Raw genomic sequence first — 16,980 nt, 5'->3', positions numbered from 1 at the left:
ATTGCCTATCATCAGCAGCATTTAAACATTGCCATTGGGTTAGAAGATCAAGCAGGGCAAGCGAATGCCCTAGCAAATTTAGGTGTCGCCCATTATTTTCTTGGGGAAAACGACATGGCTGAGGATCTGCTCCAGAGTAGTTTACGTATCAGTGCTCAAATTGGGGACCAAAAGGCCATGGCTGCTACCTCAGGTAGTTTAGGCAATGTCTACATGGCGTTGGATAACAAACAAGAGGCTTTACGACATTATCAGCGACAACTTGAAATCTCCCGTGAGATTCAGTATCTCGAAGGAGAAGAAAAGGCTTTAGGCAATATGGGCACCTTGTTTAAGGAGTTAGGGGATTATGCTGCATCATTAGCGCATCTTCAGCAAAAGCTAGCACTGGCTCGTCGTCTTCAGAATCGTGAGAGCGAGGCCTATGCTTTGAGTAATTTAGGTAATACCTATACTTGTTTGGAGAGCTATGCAGAGGCCATTGACTGTCAGCAAGCCAGCATAGAAATTGCGCAAGAAATTGGAGATAGTTGGGGGCAGGCTGCGGCTCTGTGCAATTTGGGGGATACCTATCGGCTATCTGAGCAATTTGTCCAGGCGATGGATAGTTTACTGCATAGTTTGCTGATATTTGATGCCTTGGGTGCTCCACAGGTTGAAACGGTTATGGTACTACTGACCCAAATTGCTTTTACAACTGGCATTGAAACCTATACCGAATTACTGGAGCAGCATTTGGTGACTATTGAGCAAATTCAGGGGGAGGAAGCCATTTCAAGATTAAGAAAATATTTATTTGAGGAATAAAACGTACCTTTAAGTGGGCAATTTGCTATGGGCTTGGCAGAATATAGCAATAAACATTAATACAAAAGTATTTACCCATGTTTCGTGCGGTAATCTTAGCGTCCGATCCCAATGATTACCAAATTATCCGCACTCATTTGACGGAGTTGAATGAGGAGACACATCCCCAAGGGACTATCTATGAAGTAGGCCAGTTCCCTGAAGATGAGCAAGTCTGGAAAGTTGCGATCGCTGAGATTGATAGTAATAACGCTAGCTCAGCAGCAGAAGCCGAACGTGCAATTAAACATTTCGAACCAGATGTCATTTTTTTAATCAGCGCTGCCACTGGAATAAAAAATGTTCATCCAGGAGATATTGTAATTGCTAACAAAGTTTATGGTTACGAGTCAGGTAGAGTAGACCATGAGTTTCGTCCTCGGCCAGAGGTTCTAAAACCGTCTTACCCTCTTCGTGAACGAGCTAAAGTAGAGCGTCGAAACAAAGACTGGTTCAATCATCTATCTACCAATACATCTAATTTACAACCTTCCGTTTTTCTAGCACCAATCGCATCTGGAGAGAAAGAACTAGCTGACGCAGGAATAGAATTTTTAGAATTTCTACATTCCCAATATAACGATGCTATTGCTGCTGAGAACTCAGGTTTCGGGGTTCTTCAAGCTGTCAGCATTAACGAAAGTACTCTTGCTTTAACGGTACATGGTATCTCTAGAGTAATCAGTGAAGGTATTGGTACAGAGCTGAAAGATGTTAGAGATATTGCAATAAACCATGCAAGTGCATTTGTCTTTAGAGTTCTTTCCCAATTTAAAGTAGGCAATGCAGCAACTACTGACAGAATAGAAGGAGTTGTGTCATATGGCATAACTCCTGAAGACTTGTTTACTGGTATTGGACATCAAGTTAAAGCAACAATCAATGCAAGTGTTACTGATGAGCGTCATAAGCGTGTTAATCATTCAAGTACTCTAATTAATCAAGGAGAGTACAGACAGGCCATTCAATATTTAACAGACCTCAAGTCAGAACTATGGCACCAGGCAGATGACAGGCTTAAGTATCGACTATTAGCTAATCTTGGAGTAGCGCAATTAGGTTTTAATGAAAACATCGCCAATGCGGCAACTTTATTTATCGAAGCACTGCAGTATAACCCAGAAGATGAAAAGGCAATAGCTTATGCTGCGATGGGATATGTCTTTCAGGGAGATTTAATTAACTCTGAAAAGCATGCTGAGAAAGCCTTACAGAAAAATCCAGCAAGCACTTTAGCGTACTCTTTACGCATTCGGTCAGCACCAAAGACAGTACCTTTTGAGTCGTTATTAGAATTGGTGCCGGAAGTTTACCATACAGATATAGAAATCTTGATAGCACTTGGAGAAGCTGCCCTGAACCGTCGTCTCTATGAGAAAGCAAGAGAAAGCTTTCAAGTTGCCTTAGATTTAGATAATGGCCATAGCATGAATAATGTTAGGGCATTTCTTGGCGTTTCGATATTAGAACCTATCTCTCATTACTTTCCATTAATTACAGCTGGTCAATTGTTAGATTCTCAAAAGGAGGACTTGGAGCAGGCTATTACCATATTTACTGAAGCTTTAGGTGGAGACTACCCTGACCCAAATAACTTATCGCATCCAAATTTCACTGCATTGGTTAATAGAGCTGCTGCCCTACGTCTTCTAGGTCGATACGATGAATCAATTCGTGATATTAAAATTGCTCGTCAGAAAAAACCAACAGACCCTTATCTAATTAAACAACGAGCTTTGTTAGCTCATGAGAAAACAAATTATGCTGAAGCTTATGATTATATCCAGCCAGTTCTCTCATCTCCAGAAATGCCGGAATCGCAGCTAATAGCAGCTAATTCCCTAGCGAATCTTAGTCGGTTTGAGGAGGCAGAAAGCCTTTTGGATGATTTTATCCAAACAGATTATCCTAAAGAACTTAGGGAAACTGCAAAACGTCTGAAGTTTGGGCTACTTTTAGAACAGAATAAACGTGAAATTGCTGAAGCAATATTAAATGAAATAATCCAGGAAGATGCAGAGAACATTTTTACGCTAATTAGCAAAATTAAATGGCAAAAATATATTGATGATGAAAATCCTATTCCAGAATTGATTGAGCAAGCAAAATCAACTCTGACTGCTAAAGATTTCAGAGATTCTATTCTGCCCCAACTTGAACTTGCAGAACTTCTCTGTTCGTTGAACTATTATCGAGACGCTGCAGAAGTATATGAGCAGTTTGTTGATCAGAGCCACAATACTCGACTGGCGCATCAATTGTGTCAGTCCTATTATTTTGCGGGTGATTACCGAAAAGTACTAAATTTATGCCAGCAGCTACTTAATAAATACGGACCTTTGCCGATCATCTCTGAGATGGCCGCCCATATTAACGGTGAAATAGGTAATATGGATGTTGCCCGAACAATCCGTGAAGATTACCTTGATGTCTATCCAGACGATGTAAGGATGCAGTTGCGGTTAGCAGTAATAGACTATGCTACGGGTGAATTTGAAAAACTAGATGAATTCCTTGATTCACACCCAAACTTTGAGGGATTCAGTATTGATGAATTTAAGAAACTTGCGCAACTTCATAAGGTGAGAAATCGAATAGATTACTTTCTTGAAGTTATTTATGAGATGAGGCATTGTTTCTATGAAAATGGTCAAACTCACGCATACTATCAAATTTCGTATTTGGAAGCGACCAAAACTGGTGTAGATATTCAGAGTTTTGAGTCAGTGCAAAATGGGTGTGGGGTTCTTTTAGTAAATGAGTTTAATAAAGAACAGTGGTATATTCTAGAAGACAGAGAAGATTCAAAATCAGATCGGAATGAGCTGAACGCCAATCATCCACTTTATCAGGCTTTAATCGGCAAACGTCTTGGTGAAGAAATCATTCAAGCAGAAGATAGTTTTGGCAAAAATGCTTTAAGAATAGGAGCTATTACTAACAAATATTTTGCTGCAGGGAAACAGAGTTTTGAAGTTCTGGAAAACCAACCTAACATAAAGGACTTTAGGGCTATTGCCGTTCCAACTCGGGATAATGAAATATCTCCTGATTGGGTTCAACAGTTTATTGAAGGGATAAAACAACACCAAAAGCATTACGATCAGGCTAAGGCGCTTTACACATCAGAGAAAGTTCCTTTAGGTTCTGTTGCTATTCTATTAAATCAAAATCCAATAAAGGTTTGGCAAACTTTTGCATTGGGAGCCCACCCGCATATTCATGCCTGGTCTAACTTCAAACATGAAAAATTTGAAGATGCTTTGCTCAATCTACAAAAGGGGGGATTTGTAGTCATTGACCCAATTTCGCTAATTACTCTTCATCATTTCAAAATTGCAGATGATGTTGTTAGGACTGTAGGAAGGTTCGGAGTCGCACAATCAACGATCAACTTATTTCAAGCAATGGTTGAGACATCACAAGGTTTGAATAAGGAGGGATTTACCACTGTTGGAGTAGAGAATGATCAAAACATTTGGATAGAAATCACTCCTGAGCAAGTTGCTAGACAAAAGATATTTTTTGAGCGAATTATTGCCTGGGTTAGAGAAAATTGCGAAGTTTTGCCTTGCCACAAAGCTCTGGACATTAGTAATGAAGAACGCACTCAACTTAACGAATATATTGGCCTATCATTTACTGATACTGCCCTAATTGCGGCGGAACCTGGACGTGTTTTATATTCTGATGATCAGTTCTTACGATGGCATGCTCACCTGGAATTTGGTGTACCAGGAATTTGGACACAGGTTATTCTAGACTACTGTTTTAGACAACGAAATGTTAATGAGTCTCTATACCAAGAAACGGTTATTAAGCTTGCTCTTTATGGCTACTCATACACAATTATAGATGCTGGCATTTTGTTTAAGACAGCTAGCTATGATGGATGGAAACCTCAGGCAACCTATATATCTGTATTAAAATCCCTGGCACATAGAAATACTAACTTGTATTATATGTCGTCCGTCGTAGCAGACTTTCTTCGGATGCTTTACCTCGAAAATATTATCTCAGATAGCCAGTTTCTAAATCCTCGTGATGACTTAGTATTCACGCTCTTGAGAATACTTACCGGAACCCGTTCTACAAGCGATTTCTTTAAAGTACTGATACCAGCTATTCAAGAAAGATTTCAACTCATACCTATACATGAGAGGCACGTCATAGAAAACATTTATACTTGGGCAAGTACACAATCAGTCATTACCTAGTCAAAATTTTCTTGAAATAGGAGAAAATATATAACTGCTCTTTGTTTGGAAACTCTAATGACACAAGATCTTGTGCTAAATGTCTGGCTTGCTGAATACAATAAGCTTAAGGATGAGCAGATTAGGCGTATTAGCTTTCGTGATAACATCCTTTACGTTGCTCTAGGTGTTTTTGGTGGCATTGCTTCTTTTGCAATTTCTAACGTCAGCAACCACTATGCTTTTCTGATATTGCCCTGGACTTGTCTAATCTTGGGATGGACCTATTTAGTTAATGACGAAAAAATTTCTGCAATAGGACGCTATATTCGGCTAACCCTAGTTGAAAAAGTAAAACAAAAAAGTGGCTATGCAGACTTAGAGTCCCTTTTTGGTTGGGAAATCGCACACCGGAGTGATCGTCGTCGTTCCCGACGAAAAATTGAGCAACTGGTCATTGATGAAATTACATTTGTTTTGTCAGGGATTGTAGCGCTGGTGGCTTTTTGGATTTTAGTTCCAAAAGCAGCTCTTGCCCTTTATTTGCTTAGCGCTGCTGAATTACTTTTGCTATTGATTCTGGGATGGGAAATTTTTGTCTATGCAGATCTGGCCAAAGGTCGATAGAGCATGGGGCTAGATCTGGCTCAGCACAATTCCCGTAATATTAAGTCAAAGCTAGTATTGAGAGAATAGACACCACCACTTTACTTTATCTGCTTACCTAACAATTCCTGTAGTTCTAGGCACGATTGAACTAGGGGGATATCCAAACTCGTGGCAATCGTCAGCGCTTGTTGACAGTAGTCTTGACTTTCAGCCATTAAACTCAATTGATAGTGCAGCTCAGCTAAATTGAGAAGGGTCACCGCGACAGCATTTTGATCACCTAACTCATCAAAAATTTGATGCGCAGCCCTCAAAGAGGCTTCAGAGTCTTGGTAGTTCTCTAATTTCAGATATGTATCACCTAAATTACTGAGAGCCATAGCTTCACTCCATCGAACATTGATCCGACGAGCAATTACCAGTTGCTCTTGGGAAAACTCTAATGATTTTTCGTAGTCGCTACTTTCATAGTAGATGTTGCCCAAATCACCTAGCGCGATCGATTCAGCTTGCTGATCGCCTAGTTCCTGAGCAATATCTAGTTTTTGTTGGGTATACTTCAAAGCTAAGTCATACTCTCCGAGAGAGTAATGAATATTGCCTAACAAACCAGTTGCCTTCATGCTGAGTTGACGATCATGGATAGACCATGGGCTATTGAATAGCTCCAACAAGTTTTCTAAGGCTGAATCATAGTGTCCAAGGGAGTAATGAATACTAGCCAATGTACAAAGGCCAGAGCAAATACTAGGTTGCTCCCCAATGGTACGAGCAATAGATATTTGTTTGTTGGTGTGTTCAAGAGCCTGCTCGTATTCACTAATAGAGTAATAGCTATTCCCCAGGTGACCATGGGCAGAACAGATACCTGATTGACTCTCAATTTCTGTAGCAAGGGCTAGTTGTTGCTCAGCATAGTCAATTGCTTCATCGTAAAATCCTAGAAAAACATAAACACTGCTCAAGTTCCCCAGCGTTGAGACTTGAGAGAATGTATCATTGAGTTCCTTCAAAATCTCTAGATCAGCCTGGTAATACTGTATTGCTTCTGCATAATTGGATAACGAGAAATGGGCATTCCCTAACGACGATAAAGCACGCGCTTCATCATCCTGACTGTTGAGTTCTCGTGCGATTTTCAAGCTTTGACTATGTAGCTCAATGGCATCCTCATATTTTCCCAATGTGTCATACAGATTACCCAAGCTAACAAGAGCCTTACATTCTCCTTCTTGATCGTTAATCCTACGAACAATACGAAGATATTGACCATAGCATTCGGCAGCAGAATCTATCTGCCCTAGTGTGTGATGAATATTGCCTAATGCGAGGTAACTGTTTGCGTCAACAACAATACTTACCTTACCTAATAAAGGCTCATAAAGCTTGATTTGCTCGGTAAAATATCCCCACACAAACAGTTGATTATGAAATTCTTTATCAGAGTCAACTGTTGGCTTAGTATCCAAAATGTTACTTGCTAAATCCCACCGCCCAACTTGACAGAGATGATAGAACGACTCAAAATAACCATGCACTTGCTTAATGTTTGAGCTGTTATCTATTGGGCAGTAGAGCATCAGCCAGTTTTTTATGGCACGGTGATGTGCTTTGACTATCCGAGATGGTCGGTGTTCAGCCTTTCTAAGTTCAGGTTCTAAAGTCTCCCATAAGGCTCTACTAGCCGTTGTGTTATGCAGAGAATTGCTCATTTCATTTGTGATTAAAATCCGTCAAATAGTGATAACCAACAATACAGTAAACCTTACAGGCTATATCTTAGCTAAGGCTTCTAGAACACGTTCTGCGATATCTTCTCCAAATACTTGATGGATTACTGTTAATGGTTCTGGAAAGAAGGCGTTGCTGATCTTCGGGATGATTTTATCTGTCACAATCAGGCAGTGAATGAGATCTACAGATCGTTTCATCCTATAAATCAGCAACGGCATAATTTCCTCTCGCGTATTTAGCCGAATATAGCAGTCAGGCACTGATTCCGTCAGGTGGAATGACATAAAGTCATACTGTAAGTTTGATAGGCGATAATTGGTCAGCACAAGCCTATCTAAGTCAATGGTGTTATGGACCTCTTTTCTTATCCGTGTCCAAGCTGCAATAGTAGTCAAAAGATTCATCCGCATACCCGCTACACCACACAAATTCATGGTGTTCGCACCATCTATCATTGCCGAGGGTGTGAGATCGGTTGCGTTGCAAAAAGATCATGAAAAGAGAAGATCGTTATCGATCTCACTCTTGTTATGCAGTCACTTCGAAGATTTTGCTGATGAAAGAGATCTGTTCTATGATATCTCCTTTGTCGATACCATTGATCTGCCCCTTGCGAATCATGTTCATCGTCTCATAACCTCTGAGCGTCCGTCTGGCCGTATTGAAAGAGCCAAATCCTAGGCCTGGATTAACTTTTCGTTTTATAAAGCGGTGGTCCTGCTCTACTATATTGTTCAAGTATTTTATTTGTCTGGTTTCCGTCGTCTCAGGCAAGGCTTTGTCTTTCTTTAAATTCTCGATCGCAGGCGGATAGGCTGCATTCTTATCGACGGTAATCACCCTCGGTTCAACTGTGTGAGCTGAGTTGAGGACCTTTGTGAGAAATCGCTTGGCCGCTTTCGCATCTCGTCTGGCACTGAGCATGGAGTCCAGCATATTCCCCTCAGAATCAATCGCTCGATAAAGGTATTTCCACACCTTTTTGATTTTGATATAGGTTTCATCCACCCTCCATGAATCGTTAGTGGGCCTGAGATACGGGCGACAGCACTTGTCAATCTCTGGGCTGTAAGCCTGGACCCAACGACAAATAGTGGTGTGATCAACTTTGAGTCCACGCTCTAACATCATTTCCTCCAAATCCCGATAGCTTAAGCTATAGCGGAGATACCATCTGACATTCAGCAGAATGATCTCGGGTTTGAAATGACGCCACTTGAACGATTCTGAGGAAGACATGGGCAATGGGTAGGTGCGATCGATGACGACTCAGGCTACCCTGCAATCTCAAAAGATGCCGCCTTTTGCAACACAACCCTTTTGGGAGTGGGTTATAACGGCTAAGCCAATTTTGAATGACCGCGTATAGCGCTCGCTCATAGCGTGTCAGCGATGTTTCTCGCGCTTTACATACAGCATCAATTAACACCTCAGTAGGATTGTTTGAAGGATTTGATGGCATAGCTAAAAAGTCTCATTTTATTGAGACAGCTTTTGACGATACTCGCTTGCCAGTGTCAAGTCACCCAAAGTTTCGTACAGTATGCATAGGTGCATCAACACTTCGTTTTCCTCAGACTCCATACCTAAAGCTCTAAAAATCGTAAGGGATTCTAGTAAATGATTTTCTGCTTCATGTGTTTTTTCGAGACTCATTAAAGTTTCTCCTACGTTGCACAGTGCAAATGCCTGTCCACAAGTATCGCCTAAGATATTTGTTAGAGTTAACCATGATTTGAAAAACGACAAAGCCTGTGTATGATTGCCTAGTTGGCTAAAAACACTACCTAAACCAGAAACTGCGGTCGATCTTCCTACTAGATCACCCGCATCATTAGCAAGCTCTAGGCTGCACTGATAGCAGTTAATAGCCTGATCAAATCTACCCAGCACATCATAGGTTAATCCTAGTTTTGACAAAGTTGCCTGCTTTTCACTTTTGAAGCCCGTCTTTTCCAGATTCTTTAAAAGTTGCTGATAATAAACGTTTGCTTTTGAATAATCTCTCAAGCTGAGAAAGATATCTCCTAGTCCTTGTAATCCTCTCTTCTCGAGTCCCAAACTGCCGATATCTCTAGCCAGTTCTAAGCCCTTTTGAAGATATTCTGTAGCCAATTTATTGTTATGAACCGAAAGATAAGCCTGTCCAATATTGAGTAGTGCGCCCGCTTCATTCTGCCGATTAGCGATTCGCTGAGTAATGCGTAGATCCTGAAGATAGAAATCAAGCGCCTTCTCAAACTCTTGGCAACGAAAGTAAACGTTGCCTAGCCCGCTGAGAGCAATACTTTCGTTCTCAGGACTAGAAATCTCTTTCGCTAACTGTAAGCTTCTCTCTTGATACTCAATTGACTCTAAGTACCTCCCCTGAAAAAGGAAGATGCTGCCCAAATTTCCTAAGGCGCACATTTCTCCTCTGAGGTATTGATGCTCTTCTGATCTGTGTAAGCTGACTTTGAAATTGTCCATAGCACAGTCATATTCGTCCAAAGCAAGATACACACTACCGATATTCCCCAAAGCCTCAATCTCTCCTTGTATATTCAAACAGGCAAGCGAAGCATCCAAACTTTTCTGATAGCTATTAAGAGCAAGTTCGTAGTTTCCTTTGTAATAGTGGACGTTTCCTAGATCCCTACAGGCTTCCCCTACTCTCTGAATATCATGACAGGCCTTCGCAATAGTCAAACTTCTTTCAATAAAACCAATGGCAATGTCGTACTCGCTGAGAGCATTGTAGACATTGCCGATATTGCCTAAAATATCTCCTTGCTGTCTAATATCTTGCGACGCTTCAGCAAGTATCAGAGCACTATGATAGTGAGTGCTTGCTGCTTCGTAGTTTCCCATAAAGTAGAAAGCAGTGCCTAACCGATTAGAGACTGACGCCCCTAAAGCAGGACGGACTTTTCCCTCTAGTTGTCGATACAGGCCTATTTGTTCTGCATAATATCCCCAAGTATCTAGTTGATCGTTCAATAGTTCGGTTGTAGGTGCAGAAAGTGGTAAAGCAAGCAGGTGACTCGCTTTTTCCCATAGTTCTAAGTCGCATAGCAAGTGAAAAGACTCGAGAATTCCCTTTAACTGATCTAAATTATCAGCGTAGGGACTTACGGAGTACTGAGAAATCCAGTTCACTATCGCTTTGTAACGACTTCGCTTCCATATAGGGGTTATGAGTTTAACGCTATTTGGATCTAGATCAATATGATCAAAGATAAAATCACTAGAAGGTAAAAACGTATTTTTTCTCTTCGTGCTCTTACCCATAACAACAGATTCCTGAAGGCAACTGAACTTAAGGCATTATTTAGGAGACGACGATTAAAGATATTGCAAAATGATTGGACTCATCTCTAATATTTGTATGTCTCACCAATATTCACAGTCTCACCTCGTACTATTGTTTGATAGCCTTTGGCATTATCAGTATTAATTTGTACGGCCCGAGTATTTTTCAGTCCATGCGATTCTGAGCTTGATTCTGACACGTTTAACAAGTTCAGCTTTGCTAAAAGTGAAAAGGCAAATGCAGCAGCATGTTCAGAAGCCTGTTGCTGTCGAATCGCTTCCGGTGCCTGTCCAGACTCTGGAGAACCGTCGTTCTTATCCTCAATCAGGTCAGAAATACCTCGAATCACCATCGCTTTAATGTTTGGGTAGGCAAAAGCCGTACTCAGGAATCCAAACCCTTCCATTTCTACTGCGATCGCATCGTTATAGCTGGCTCTCAGAAACTGGAATAGCGCTGACTCCCGCGACGCAATTACCTTCTCCCCAGCCGCAATCGGCGCAACCCATACCTTTGGTGTCACTGGGGCCACTTCATCCAACTTCTGCCGCCATTCATCCCTCCTCGCTTCTGACTTGGCCCGCTGAACAAGCGCATAAGCGCTTTGCCCAACGGCTGGCCGAGTCCAGAACTGCTCTTCCACCTTGCCTGATTCATAGCCATAGACCTGAGTGGCGACAACCACATCACCAATAGCGACGTCCTTAATACCACCAGCTATGCCTACAAAGAAGAGAACATCTGGCTTTAAGGTTGTGATCGCCCGCTCTGCCTCTACTGCTGCCCCTGCATTTCCAGCCCCTACCTCGCCAATTCCAACCTCCCAAGTCAGTTCATCGCCCAAGAACTTCCCTACCTCATAAATCGTCCCTTGAGGATGCATTTTTTCTTGGAGGTCATTCAAATGAGCACGAACCGCCAGATACTCTACTGGTAGGGCAGTCAAGATAACAGCACTCGGCATAATGCGTGAGGAATTAGGGGCAGCACCTAATTCTGACAATTTTCATGCAGATCTGCCATGGCTTGTAACGCTTTTATTCGTTAACGAGCGCTGCTAACCAGACTTTTTAAGCATTAAGACGTATTGCGATCCCAGCCGTAGAATACCAGGCACGCTATAAGTGAAGGTAAGCGTTTTATTACGAATATGATGGAGGCAACTGTACGTTGAATCTTCAGTTCAGACAAATCACAGAAAGTGAAACTCTAAAACAAGCTTTTTGCCAAGTCATCTCTGATTACGCTCAACAAATAGCTGATAAAGGTTTGCTTACTGATGAAGATATCAATGTAACTAAACTCACTATTCCTCACATCAAAGAAGTATCCAAATTTCCGCCTACGCAACTTAATGAGCACGACTTTGTGAGTCTTTTCTTGGGGCTTATAAGATACTATTCAAGTCAAAAGTTATATCCGATAGAAGAGATCTGGTGTCTCGAGTTTTTAGACAAGGCAAAAGACAGGTTTGAGGATAACCATACTAACGTAGCAGTATGCCTAAGAGAACTGGCTTTGGTGTATCAAGCGCAGGAGAAATACAGTGAAGTTGAAAACCTCTTAAACAGAGCTATAGATATTCAAAACGAGCAGTTGGGTGAACGCCATATTGAAGTCGCAAAACTTTTTAGAGATTTAGCCAGTTTCTACATTATCCAAGGACGATTAGATGAGGCTGAGTCGGCCTATAAAAAAGCTTTGGATATTTTGGCTCATCAAAATGAAAATGTTGATTTTGAAATAACGGTGGTTTATAACAATTTGGCATTGGTATACCATGCACAGCGTCGCCTAGATGAAGCTGAAAAATTGTCTCAACGTTCTATTTATATCTTGACTGAATTAACTCGAAACTGCATTTCAGAACAACCTAGAATATTTTTAAATGCGATGGCAACTGCAACGCATACTTTAGCGGCCATCTATGAAATGACAGGTCAAGATAATAAGGTTGAAGCGCTACTTAACGAATCGATTTTTTTGCATGAAAAATTATTGGGAAAAGAGAACGTCAACGTGGCAACAGGACTCAATTACTTGGCAACTTTCTACTATGAGAGAGGGCGCTTGCCCGAAGCGGAAGCTCATTGTAAACGAGCACTCAACATAAGGTCTCAGAAGCTGGGGAAGCACCATCTTTCAGTCGCAGACAGTCTCAATAATTTAGCCCATATATATCGATTGCAATCTAAAAACATAGAAGCTGAAAGGTTACTATTAGAGACAATTCAGGTCAAAAAGAATGTCTTTGGTCAATTTCATTCGTCTGTGGCCATTAGTCTGAAAATATTGTCAGATTTTTATTATTATCAACAGCGTCCTGTCGAAGCACACACTACATTAGTTGAAGCTTCGGAAATATGCGATCAGTTAACAGACATAGATCTGAACCTAAAGAATAGTATTCAAGTAGGCTTAAGTGCCTTAGAGAAAATGACCAGAACTGCTAGCGCGATCACAAATGGCTAATCTGATTAACCAGCTCAGTAAATACATCGCTGAGAACCTAGAGGCGAACCCTACAGCGACGATTACCGAGCTGGTCGCACAGCTTCACTCCGATGACCGTATTCTCCAAATCAACTCAGGTAATGCGCTAGCCTTCCAAACCTTAGTAGAAGAAGGTGGCACCGCGAACGTTGGCATCCACCTACACGATTTTGATCCAGATAAGCTAGAAACCGTTCTTAAAACATTTTGGCAATCCCTGCAGCCCACTGGAAGTCCTAATAATGTCCCTCGTAGCGGTGTCGCCAAATTTATCGGCAGAACATCTCAGCTACAAGAACTCCATCAGCAATTGCAAAATGGAAATCTTGTCTCGATTTCAGCTTTGCAGGGGATGGGCGGGATTGGAAAAACTGAGCTAGCCATTCAGTACGCCCAGCAACAGACTAATTTCTATAGCGGTGGCATTTGCTGGTTATTTGCTCGCGAGTTTAATGTGGGTACTCAGATCGTGGGGTTTGCTCAGTCACAGCTCAAACTTAAAATCCCAGAAGGCTTGGAGCTCACTGACCAAGTCTCATTCTGCTGGCGACACTGGCGAGAAGGTCAGACACTGCTAGTACTAGATGATGTCGTCAACTATCGTCGTGATGTGTCACCCTATCTACCTCCCACTGCATTTGAAAAGTTTAAGGTCTTAATGACCACTCGGCTCAAATTTGGCCCACCGATACAGGCTATCTCTCTGGATGTTTTATCACCAGGGCAATCCCTTGATTTATTGACTTCCCTTGTTGGAGAAGCACGCATTCAGTCAGAACGGGAGGTTGCTACTACACTTTGTGCGTGGCTCGGCCATTTACCGCTAGGCATTGAATTAGTGGGTCGTTATTTACTCAGAAGAGACGATTTATCCTTATCAACTCTGCTCTTTCGTCTACAAGAAAAAGCTCAGAAGCGAGCAGCTATTCGCCACGCCTCGCTGAAACAAGAGGAAGATACAGATACTTCTACTGCCCAAAGAAGTGCTGAGGCTGCTTTCGATTTGAGCTGGGAGAGTTTGGATGAGCATAGCCAACACTTAGGAAAATTATTAAGTCTTTTCGCTCTAGCGCCTATTCCTTGGCATTTAGCTGAATCCGTTGAGAAAAAGTATTGTGAAAGTTCTGATAGTCTAGCAACGTTCGACGGTGAACAATTAGAAGAATCTAGAGGTCGATTACAGGCTCTCCATCTACTTCAATTATCACAAAAGCAGGAACAGATATACAGGCTGCACTCCCTTATCCGAGAATTTTTCAGAAGCAAACTAGAGGAAGAGTCTGATGTTATCACCTGAATGTCAAACTGCTACCGAAGCCGATTTACTGAAGCAAGCCTTTTGTCAGGTTTTAGTCGCAGAAGCTGAGAATATTCCTCAACAGCCAACCCTTCTACAGATAGAAACAGCCACACCCATCATTCCTCACCTAGCAGAAGTAGCAACGAACTTTGCCTATCTACTAGATGAGGAAGCCTTAATCATCCCATTTAATCGATTGGCATGGTTTTACGAAGGGCAAGGTCTTTACCACCAAGCAGAGCCTTGGCTACGACAGCTGCAATCAGCGACGCAAACTCGCTTAGGTGATACGCATCCTAGTCTGGCTAATAGCTGGGTTAGTTTAGCGGCTCTGTATCAAGCCCAAGGACGATATACAGAAGTGGAACCACTTTATAGTAAGGCTCTAAACATTCTCGCAGTTCATCGTAGCCCAGAACATCCCGACAGTCTCCAGGCTCTCAACAACATAGGCGAATTCTATCGACTTCAGGGACTTTACGACAAAGCCGAACCGCCTCTGCGTAAAGTCTTAGCTGCTCGCAAAGTCCACTTTGGAGCAGAACATCCTGATGTTGCCCAAAGCCTAAACAACCTAGCATTGCTATACGATGCTCAAGGCCGATTTGAAGAAGCTGAACCTTTGCATCGTTTCGCATTCGAAATCTGGAAACGGACGCTTGGCGCTTCGCATCCTCACATAGCCACTAGCCTAAATAACTTCGCCCTACATTATGATATCCGAGGCCAAGTCAACGAAGCCGAGCCACTTTATGGTTATGCACTTGAAATTTGGAAGCATAGTTTTGGGACAAATCATCCCTATGTTGCGACGACACTCAATAACCTCGCAGAAATCTATAGAGCACAATCACGGTATGACGAAGCCGAAACACTCTATCTCAATGCCCTCGAAATTTGGAAGCATATTTTTGGGTCTTCTCATCCCAACATTGCGACTAGCTACAATAATTTGGCTTTGCTGTATAAAATTCAGGAACGCTATAATGAGGCAGAAACGCTCTACCAAAAATCCCTCGAACTACGAGAGAGCTTACTTGGCCCAGATCATCCCAGCATAGCGACTAGCTACAATAATTTGGCCGGACTTTATCGCTCGATAGAACGCTTTAGTGAAGCTGAGTCATGTTACAAGCAAGCCTTGAAACGGCAAGAACAGACGCTGGGGCCAACGCATCTTGATGTTGCGATTACCCTAAATAATTTGGCAGGGTTATACGAGGAACAGAAGCGCTATCAACAGGCTGAACCTCTTTATGCGCGATCACTAGAGCTGTTTTCTCAAACGCTAGGTGAAGACCATAAAAACACTCAGACTGTCCGCAACAACTTCGTGCGACTATTAGGGACAGCTATCGAAAATAACATAGCTAATAGTCTCTCAAAACACTGTTTTACCCAAACATTACTAAACCACCTTAAAGAGAAATTAGATTAGCAATGCAGCGTCAGTCAGTCTTTCAAAAACGGTGAAAGGTCTTGCAATACAGTCAGCACTTATAGAGGGTTCCGTTGCAAAAAAGCGATACTTTTTGAAATCGCAGGGTAACCTGATGCGTCATCACTCGGAGAGTCTTCAGAATTTTGTGTAAGCCTTTTAGTCCCGTCAACTTCATGGTCAATCTCATCTGTGGATTAATTGCCTATTGTCATCAGCCTAAAAAGCTAGCACTCAAGCTAGAGTGGGCATTACCGCCTATGGCTTAAACCCGTACTGACGTTAAAAGATTTCCAACAATCCTTTGACATAGCCAATGTTGCTTGAACTGGAGGATGTGCGATAATACACTATCCAATTCAGGATTGCCCGATAATGAGTACGCTTAGACCGTGGCTTGATATTTCTAACCGTTAATTGTTCAATCTCAAGTTCAGCTAAAATTGTTTTTCCAGAGGGAAGAATATCTTCTTCTTTTTCCACAATCTTATCCCCCCCCTTAAAGATAAATTCAATACAACGATTCAAACATTTATCTGTTGAAATGATGAGCAGCAACAAGTATCACCTTAGTTTTTATGTAAACAGCACAGATATAAAAATCAAATGATAGATTTCTTTAATTCTAAGCAATCTTCTAAAAAAGGTATTTTCAGATTACTAGCAATAGAGATAGCCTCAGTGCAGTAATGATTTGCTAGTTTATCATTACCCAAATTTTTATAAATTTCTGCTAATCCTTTAAGTGCTTGCGCTTCAGTATATGGATCATCAATATCAGCACAAATTCCTAGCGATTTCTGTAAACAGTCTAGGGATTTTTCATAACTCTCAGTTTGAATCAGGACATTACCCAAATTACACAAAATAATGGCCTCTTCTGAGCGAGTTTTAGTCATTTGTGAAATTTCTAGAGCCTGGTATTGATAGTCGATTGCCCTATCGTAGTCTTCAAGAGCAAAATAAATCATACCCAGGCTTCCCAATGATTGTCCCTCCCCTTGACGATCTTGAATCATCCTCGATAATGTCAATCGCTGTTTTTGGTAATCAACCGCTTTATCGTATTCGC

The 16,980-nt window shown here is 41.7% G+C and carries 13 protein-coding genes and 1 pseudogene; 7 read left to right on the top strand and 7 right to left on the bottom strand.

Annotated features, from left to right (window positions below; genetic code table 11):
- The 3 genes from DXZ20_RS38550 to DXZ20_RS24065 all read left to right on the top strand — a co-directional run bounded on the left by DXZ20_RS38550 (position 1) and on the right by DXZ20_RS24065 (position 5,669).
- Positions 1 to 807, top strand: a complete 807-nt coding sequence (locus DXZ20_RS38550; RefSeq protein WP_348918775.1) for a tetratricopeptide repeat protein — start codon at positions 1 to 3, stop codon at positions 805 to 807.
- A 77-nt stretch (positions 808 to 884) separates the two neighbouring features.
- On the top strand, positions 885 to 5,063 hold the full coding sequence (locus tag DXZ20_RS24070; protein WP_163701429.1) for a PIN domain-containing protein: 4,179 nt from the start codon (positions 885 to 887) through the stop codon (positions 5,061 to 5,063).
- Between the two features lie 57 nt (positions 5,064 to 5,120).
- On the top strand, positions 5,121 to 5,669 hold the full coding sequence (locus tag DXZ20_RS24065) for a hypothetical protein (RefSeq protein ID WP_163703602.1): 549 nt from the start codon (positions 5,121 to 5,123) through the stop codon (positions 5,667 to 5,669).
- 80 nt (positions 5,670 to 5,749) lie between these two features.
- Here DXZ20_RS24065 and DXZ20_RS24060 read toward each other — a convergent pair whose 3' ends face one another.
- The 5 genes from DXZ20_RS24060 to DXZ20_RS24040 all read right to left on the bottom strand — a co-directional run bounded on the left by DXZ20_RS24060 (position 5,750) and on the right by DXZ20_RS24040 (position 11,641).
- Complete coding sequence (locus DXZ20_RS24060) at positions 5,750 to 7,120, bottom strand: tetratricopeptide repeat protein (RefSeq protein WP_163701426.1); 1,371 nt, start codon at positions 7,118 to 7,120, stop codon at positions 5,750 to 5,752.
- 303 nt (positions 7,121 to 7,423) lie between these two features.
- Positions 7,424 to 7,840, bottom strand: coding sequence for a hypothetical protein (locus tag DXZ20_RS24055; protein WP_163701423.1), 417 nt, complete (start codon positions 7,838 to 7,840; stop codon positions 7,424 to 7,426).
- Positions 7,841 to 7,913: 73 nt separating this feature from the next.
- Positions 7,914 to 8,624 carry an IS6 family transposase gene (locus tag DXZ20_RS24050; RefSeq protein ID WP_163701420.1) on the bottom strand — a complete coding sequence of 237 codons (711 nt, stop codon included), beginning with the start codon at positions 8,622 to 8,624 and terminating at the stop codon, positions 7,914 to 7,916.
- A 240-nt stretch (positions 8,625 to 8,864) separates the two neighbouring features.
- Complete coding sequence (locus tag DXZ20_RS24045) at positions 8,865 to 10,655, bottom strand: tetratricopeptide repeat protein (protein WP_163701417.1); 1,791 nt, start codon at positions 10,653 to 10,655, stop codon at positions 8,865 to 8,867.
- 86 nt (positions 10,656 to 10,741) lie between these two features.
- A complete protein-coding gene (locus tag DXZ20_RS24040; RefSeq protein ID WP_163701414.1) occupies positions 10,742 to 11,641 on the bottom strand; it encodes a 5'-methylthioadenosine/S-adenosylhomocysteine nucleosidase family protein in 900 nt (299 codons plus the stop codon).
- Positions 11,642 to 11,847: 206 nt separating this feature from the next.
- On the opposite strand from DXZ20_RS24040, the gene DXZ20_RS24035 reads away from it, so the two are divergent.
- From DXZ20_RS24035 to DXZ20_RS38775, 4 genes and pseudogenes are all read left to right on the top strand, one after another.
- Positions 11,848 to 13,149, top strand: a complete 1,302-nt coding sequence (locus tag DXZ20_RS24035; RefSeq protein ID WP_163701411.1) for a tetratricopeptide repeat protein — start codon at positions 11,848 to 11,850, stop codon at positions 13,147 to 13,149.
- Complete coding sequence (locus tag DXZ20_RS37755) at positions 13,142 to 14,467, top strand: NB-ARC domain-containing protein (protein WP_250565908.1); 1,326 nt, start codon at positions 13,142 to 13,144, stop codon at positions 14,465 to 14,467. Before DXZ20_RS24035 ends, DXZ20_RS37755 begins: the two co-directional genes overlap by 8 nt.
- Entirely contained in the window at positions 14,454 to 15,908 is a 1,455-nt protein-coding gene (locus DXZ20_RS37750; protein WP_250565907.1) for a tetratricopeptide repeat protein, read from the top strand. The genes DXZ20_RS37755 and DXZ20_RS37750 overlap by 14 nt, the downstream gene beginning before the upstream one ends.
- Positions 15,909 to 16,069: 161 nt before the next feature.
- Positions 16,070 to 16,177, top strand: a pseudogene (locus DXZ20_RS38775) (IS982 family transposase); the annotation flags it as partial.
- Between the two features lie 13 nt (positions 16,178 to 16,190).
- On the opposite strand, the gene DXZ20_RS24025 reads toward DXZ20_RS38775, so the two are convergent.
- A complete protein-coding gene (locus DXZ20_RS24025; protein ID WP_250565906.1) occupies positions 16,191 to 16,391 on the bottom strand; it encodes a hypothetical protein in 201 nt (66 codons plus the stop codon).
- A gap of 119 nt (positions 16,392 to 16,510) precedes the next feature.
- The coding region (locus DXZ20_RS24020) for a tetratricopeptide repeat protein (RefSeq protein ID WP_250565905.1) at positions 16,511 to 16,980 on the bottom strand (470 nt) is incomplete at its 5' end.

The sequence above is a fragment of the Adonisia turfae CCMR0081 genome, assembly GCF_011009555.1.
Classification (GTDB): Bacteria; Cyanobacteriota; Cyanobacteriia; order Phormidesmidales; family Phormidesmidaceae; genus Leptothoe; species Leptothoe turfae.
Note: the sequence above shows the minus strand (reverse complement) of the source record. Positions and strands in the feature narration are given on the sequence as shown.

What these genes read in the sequence shown, in the direction of transcription:
- DXZ20_RS24055 (WP_163701423.1), bottom strand. Translation starts at nt 7,840, where the DNA reads ATGATAGATGGTGCGAACACCATGAATTTGTGTGGTGTAGCGGGTATG.
- DXZ20_RS37755 (WP_250565908.1), top strand. Translation starts at nt 13,142, where the DNA reads ATGGCTAATCTGATTAACCAGCTCAGTAAATACATCGCTGAGAACCTA.
- DXZ20_RS24065 (WP_163703602.1), top strand. Translation starts at nt 5,121, where the DNA reads ATGACACAAGATCTTGTGCTAAATGTCTGGCTTGCTGAATACAATAAG.
- DXZ20_RS24070 (WP_163701429.1), top strand. Translation starts at nt 885, where the DNA reads ATGTTTCGTGCGGTAATCTTAGCGTCCGATCCCAATGATTACCAAATT.
- DXZ20_RS37750 (WP_250565907.1), top strand. Translation starts at nt 14,454, where the DNA reads ATGTTATCACCTGAATGTCAAACTGCTACCGAAGCCGATTTACTGAAG.
- DXZ20_RS24045 (WP_163701417.1), bottom strand. Translation starts at nt 10,655, where the DNA reads ATGGGTAAGAGCACGAAGAGAAAAAATACGTTTTTACCTTCTAGTGAT.
- DXZ20_RS24040 (WP_163701414.1), bottom strand. Translation starts at nt 11,641, where the DNA reads ATGCCGAGTGCTGTTATCTTGACTGCCCTACCAGTAGAGTATCTGGCG.
- DXZ20_RS24050 (WP_163701420.1), bottom strand. Translation starts at nt 8,624, where the DNA reads ATGTCTTCCTCAGAATCGTTCAAGTGGCGTCATTTCAAACCCGAGATC.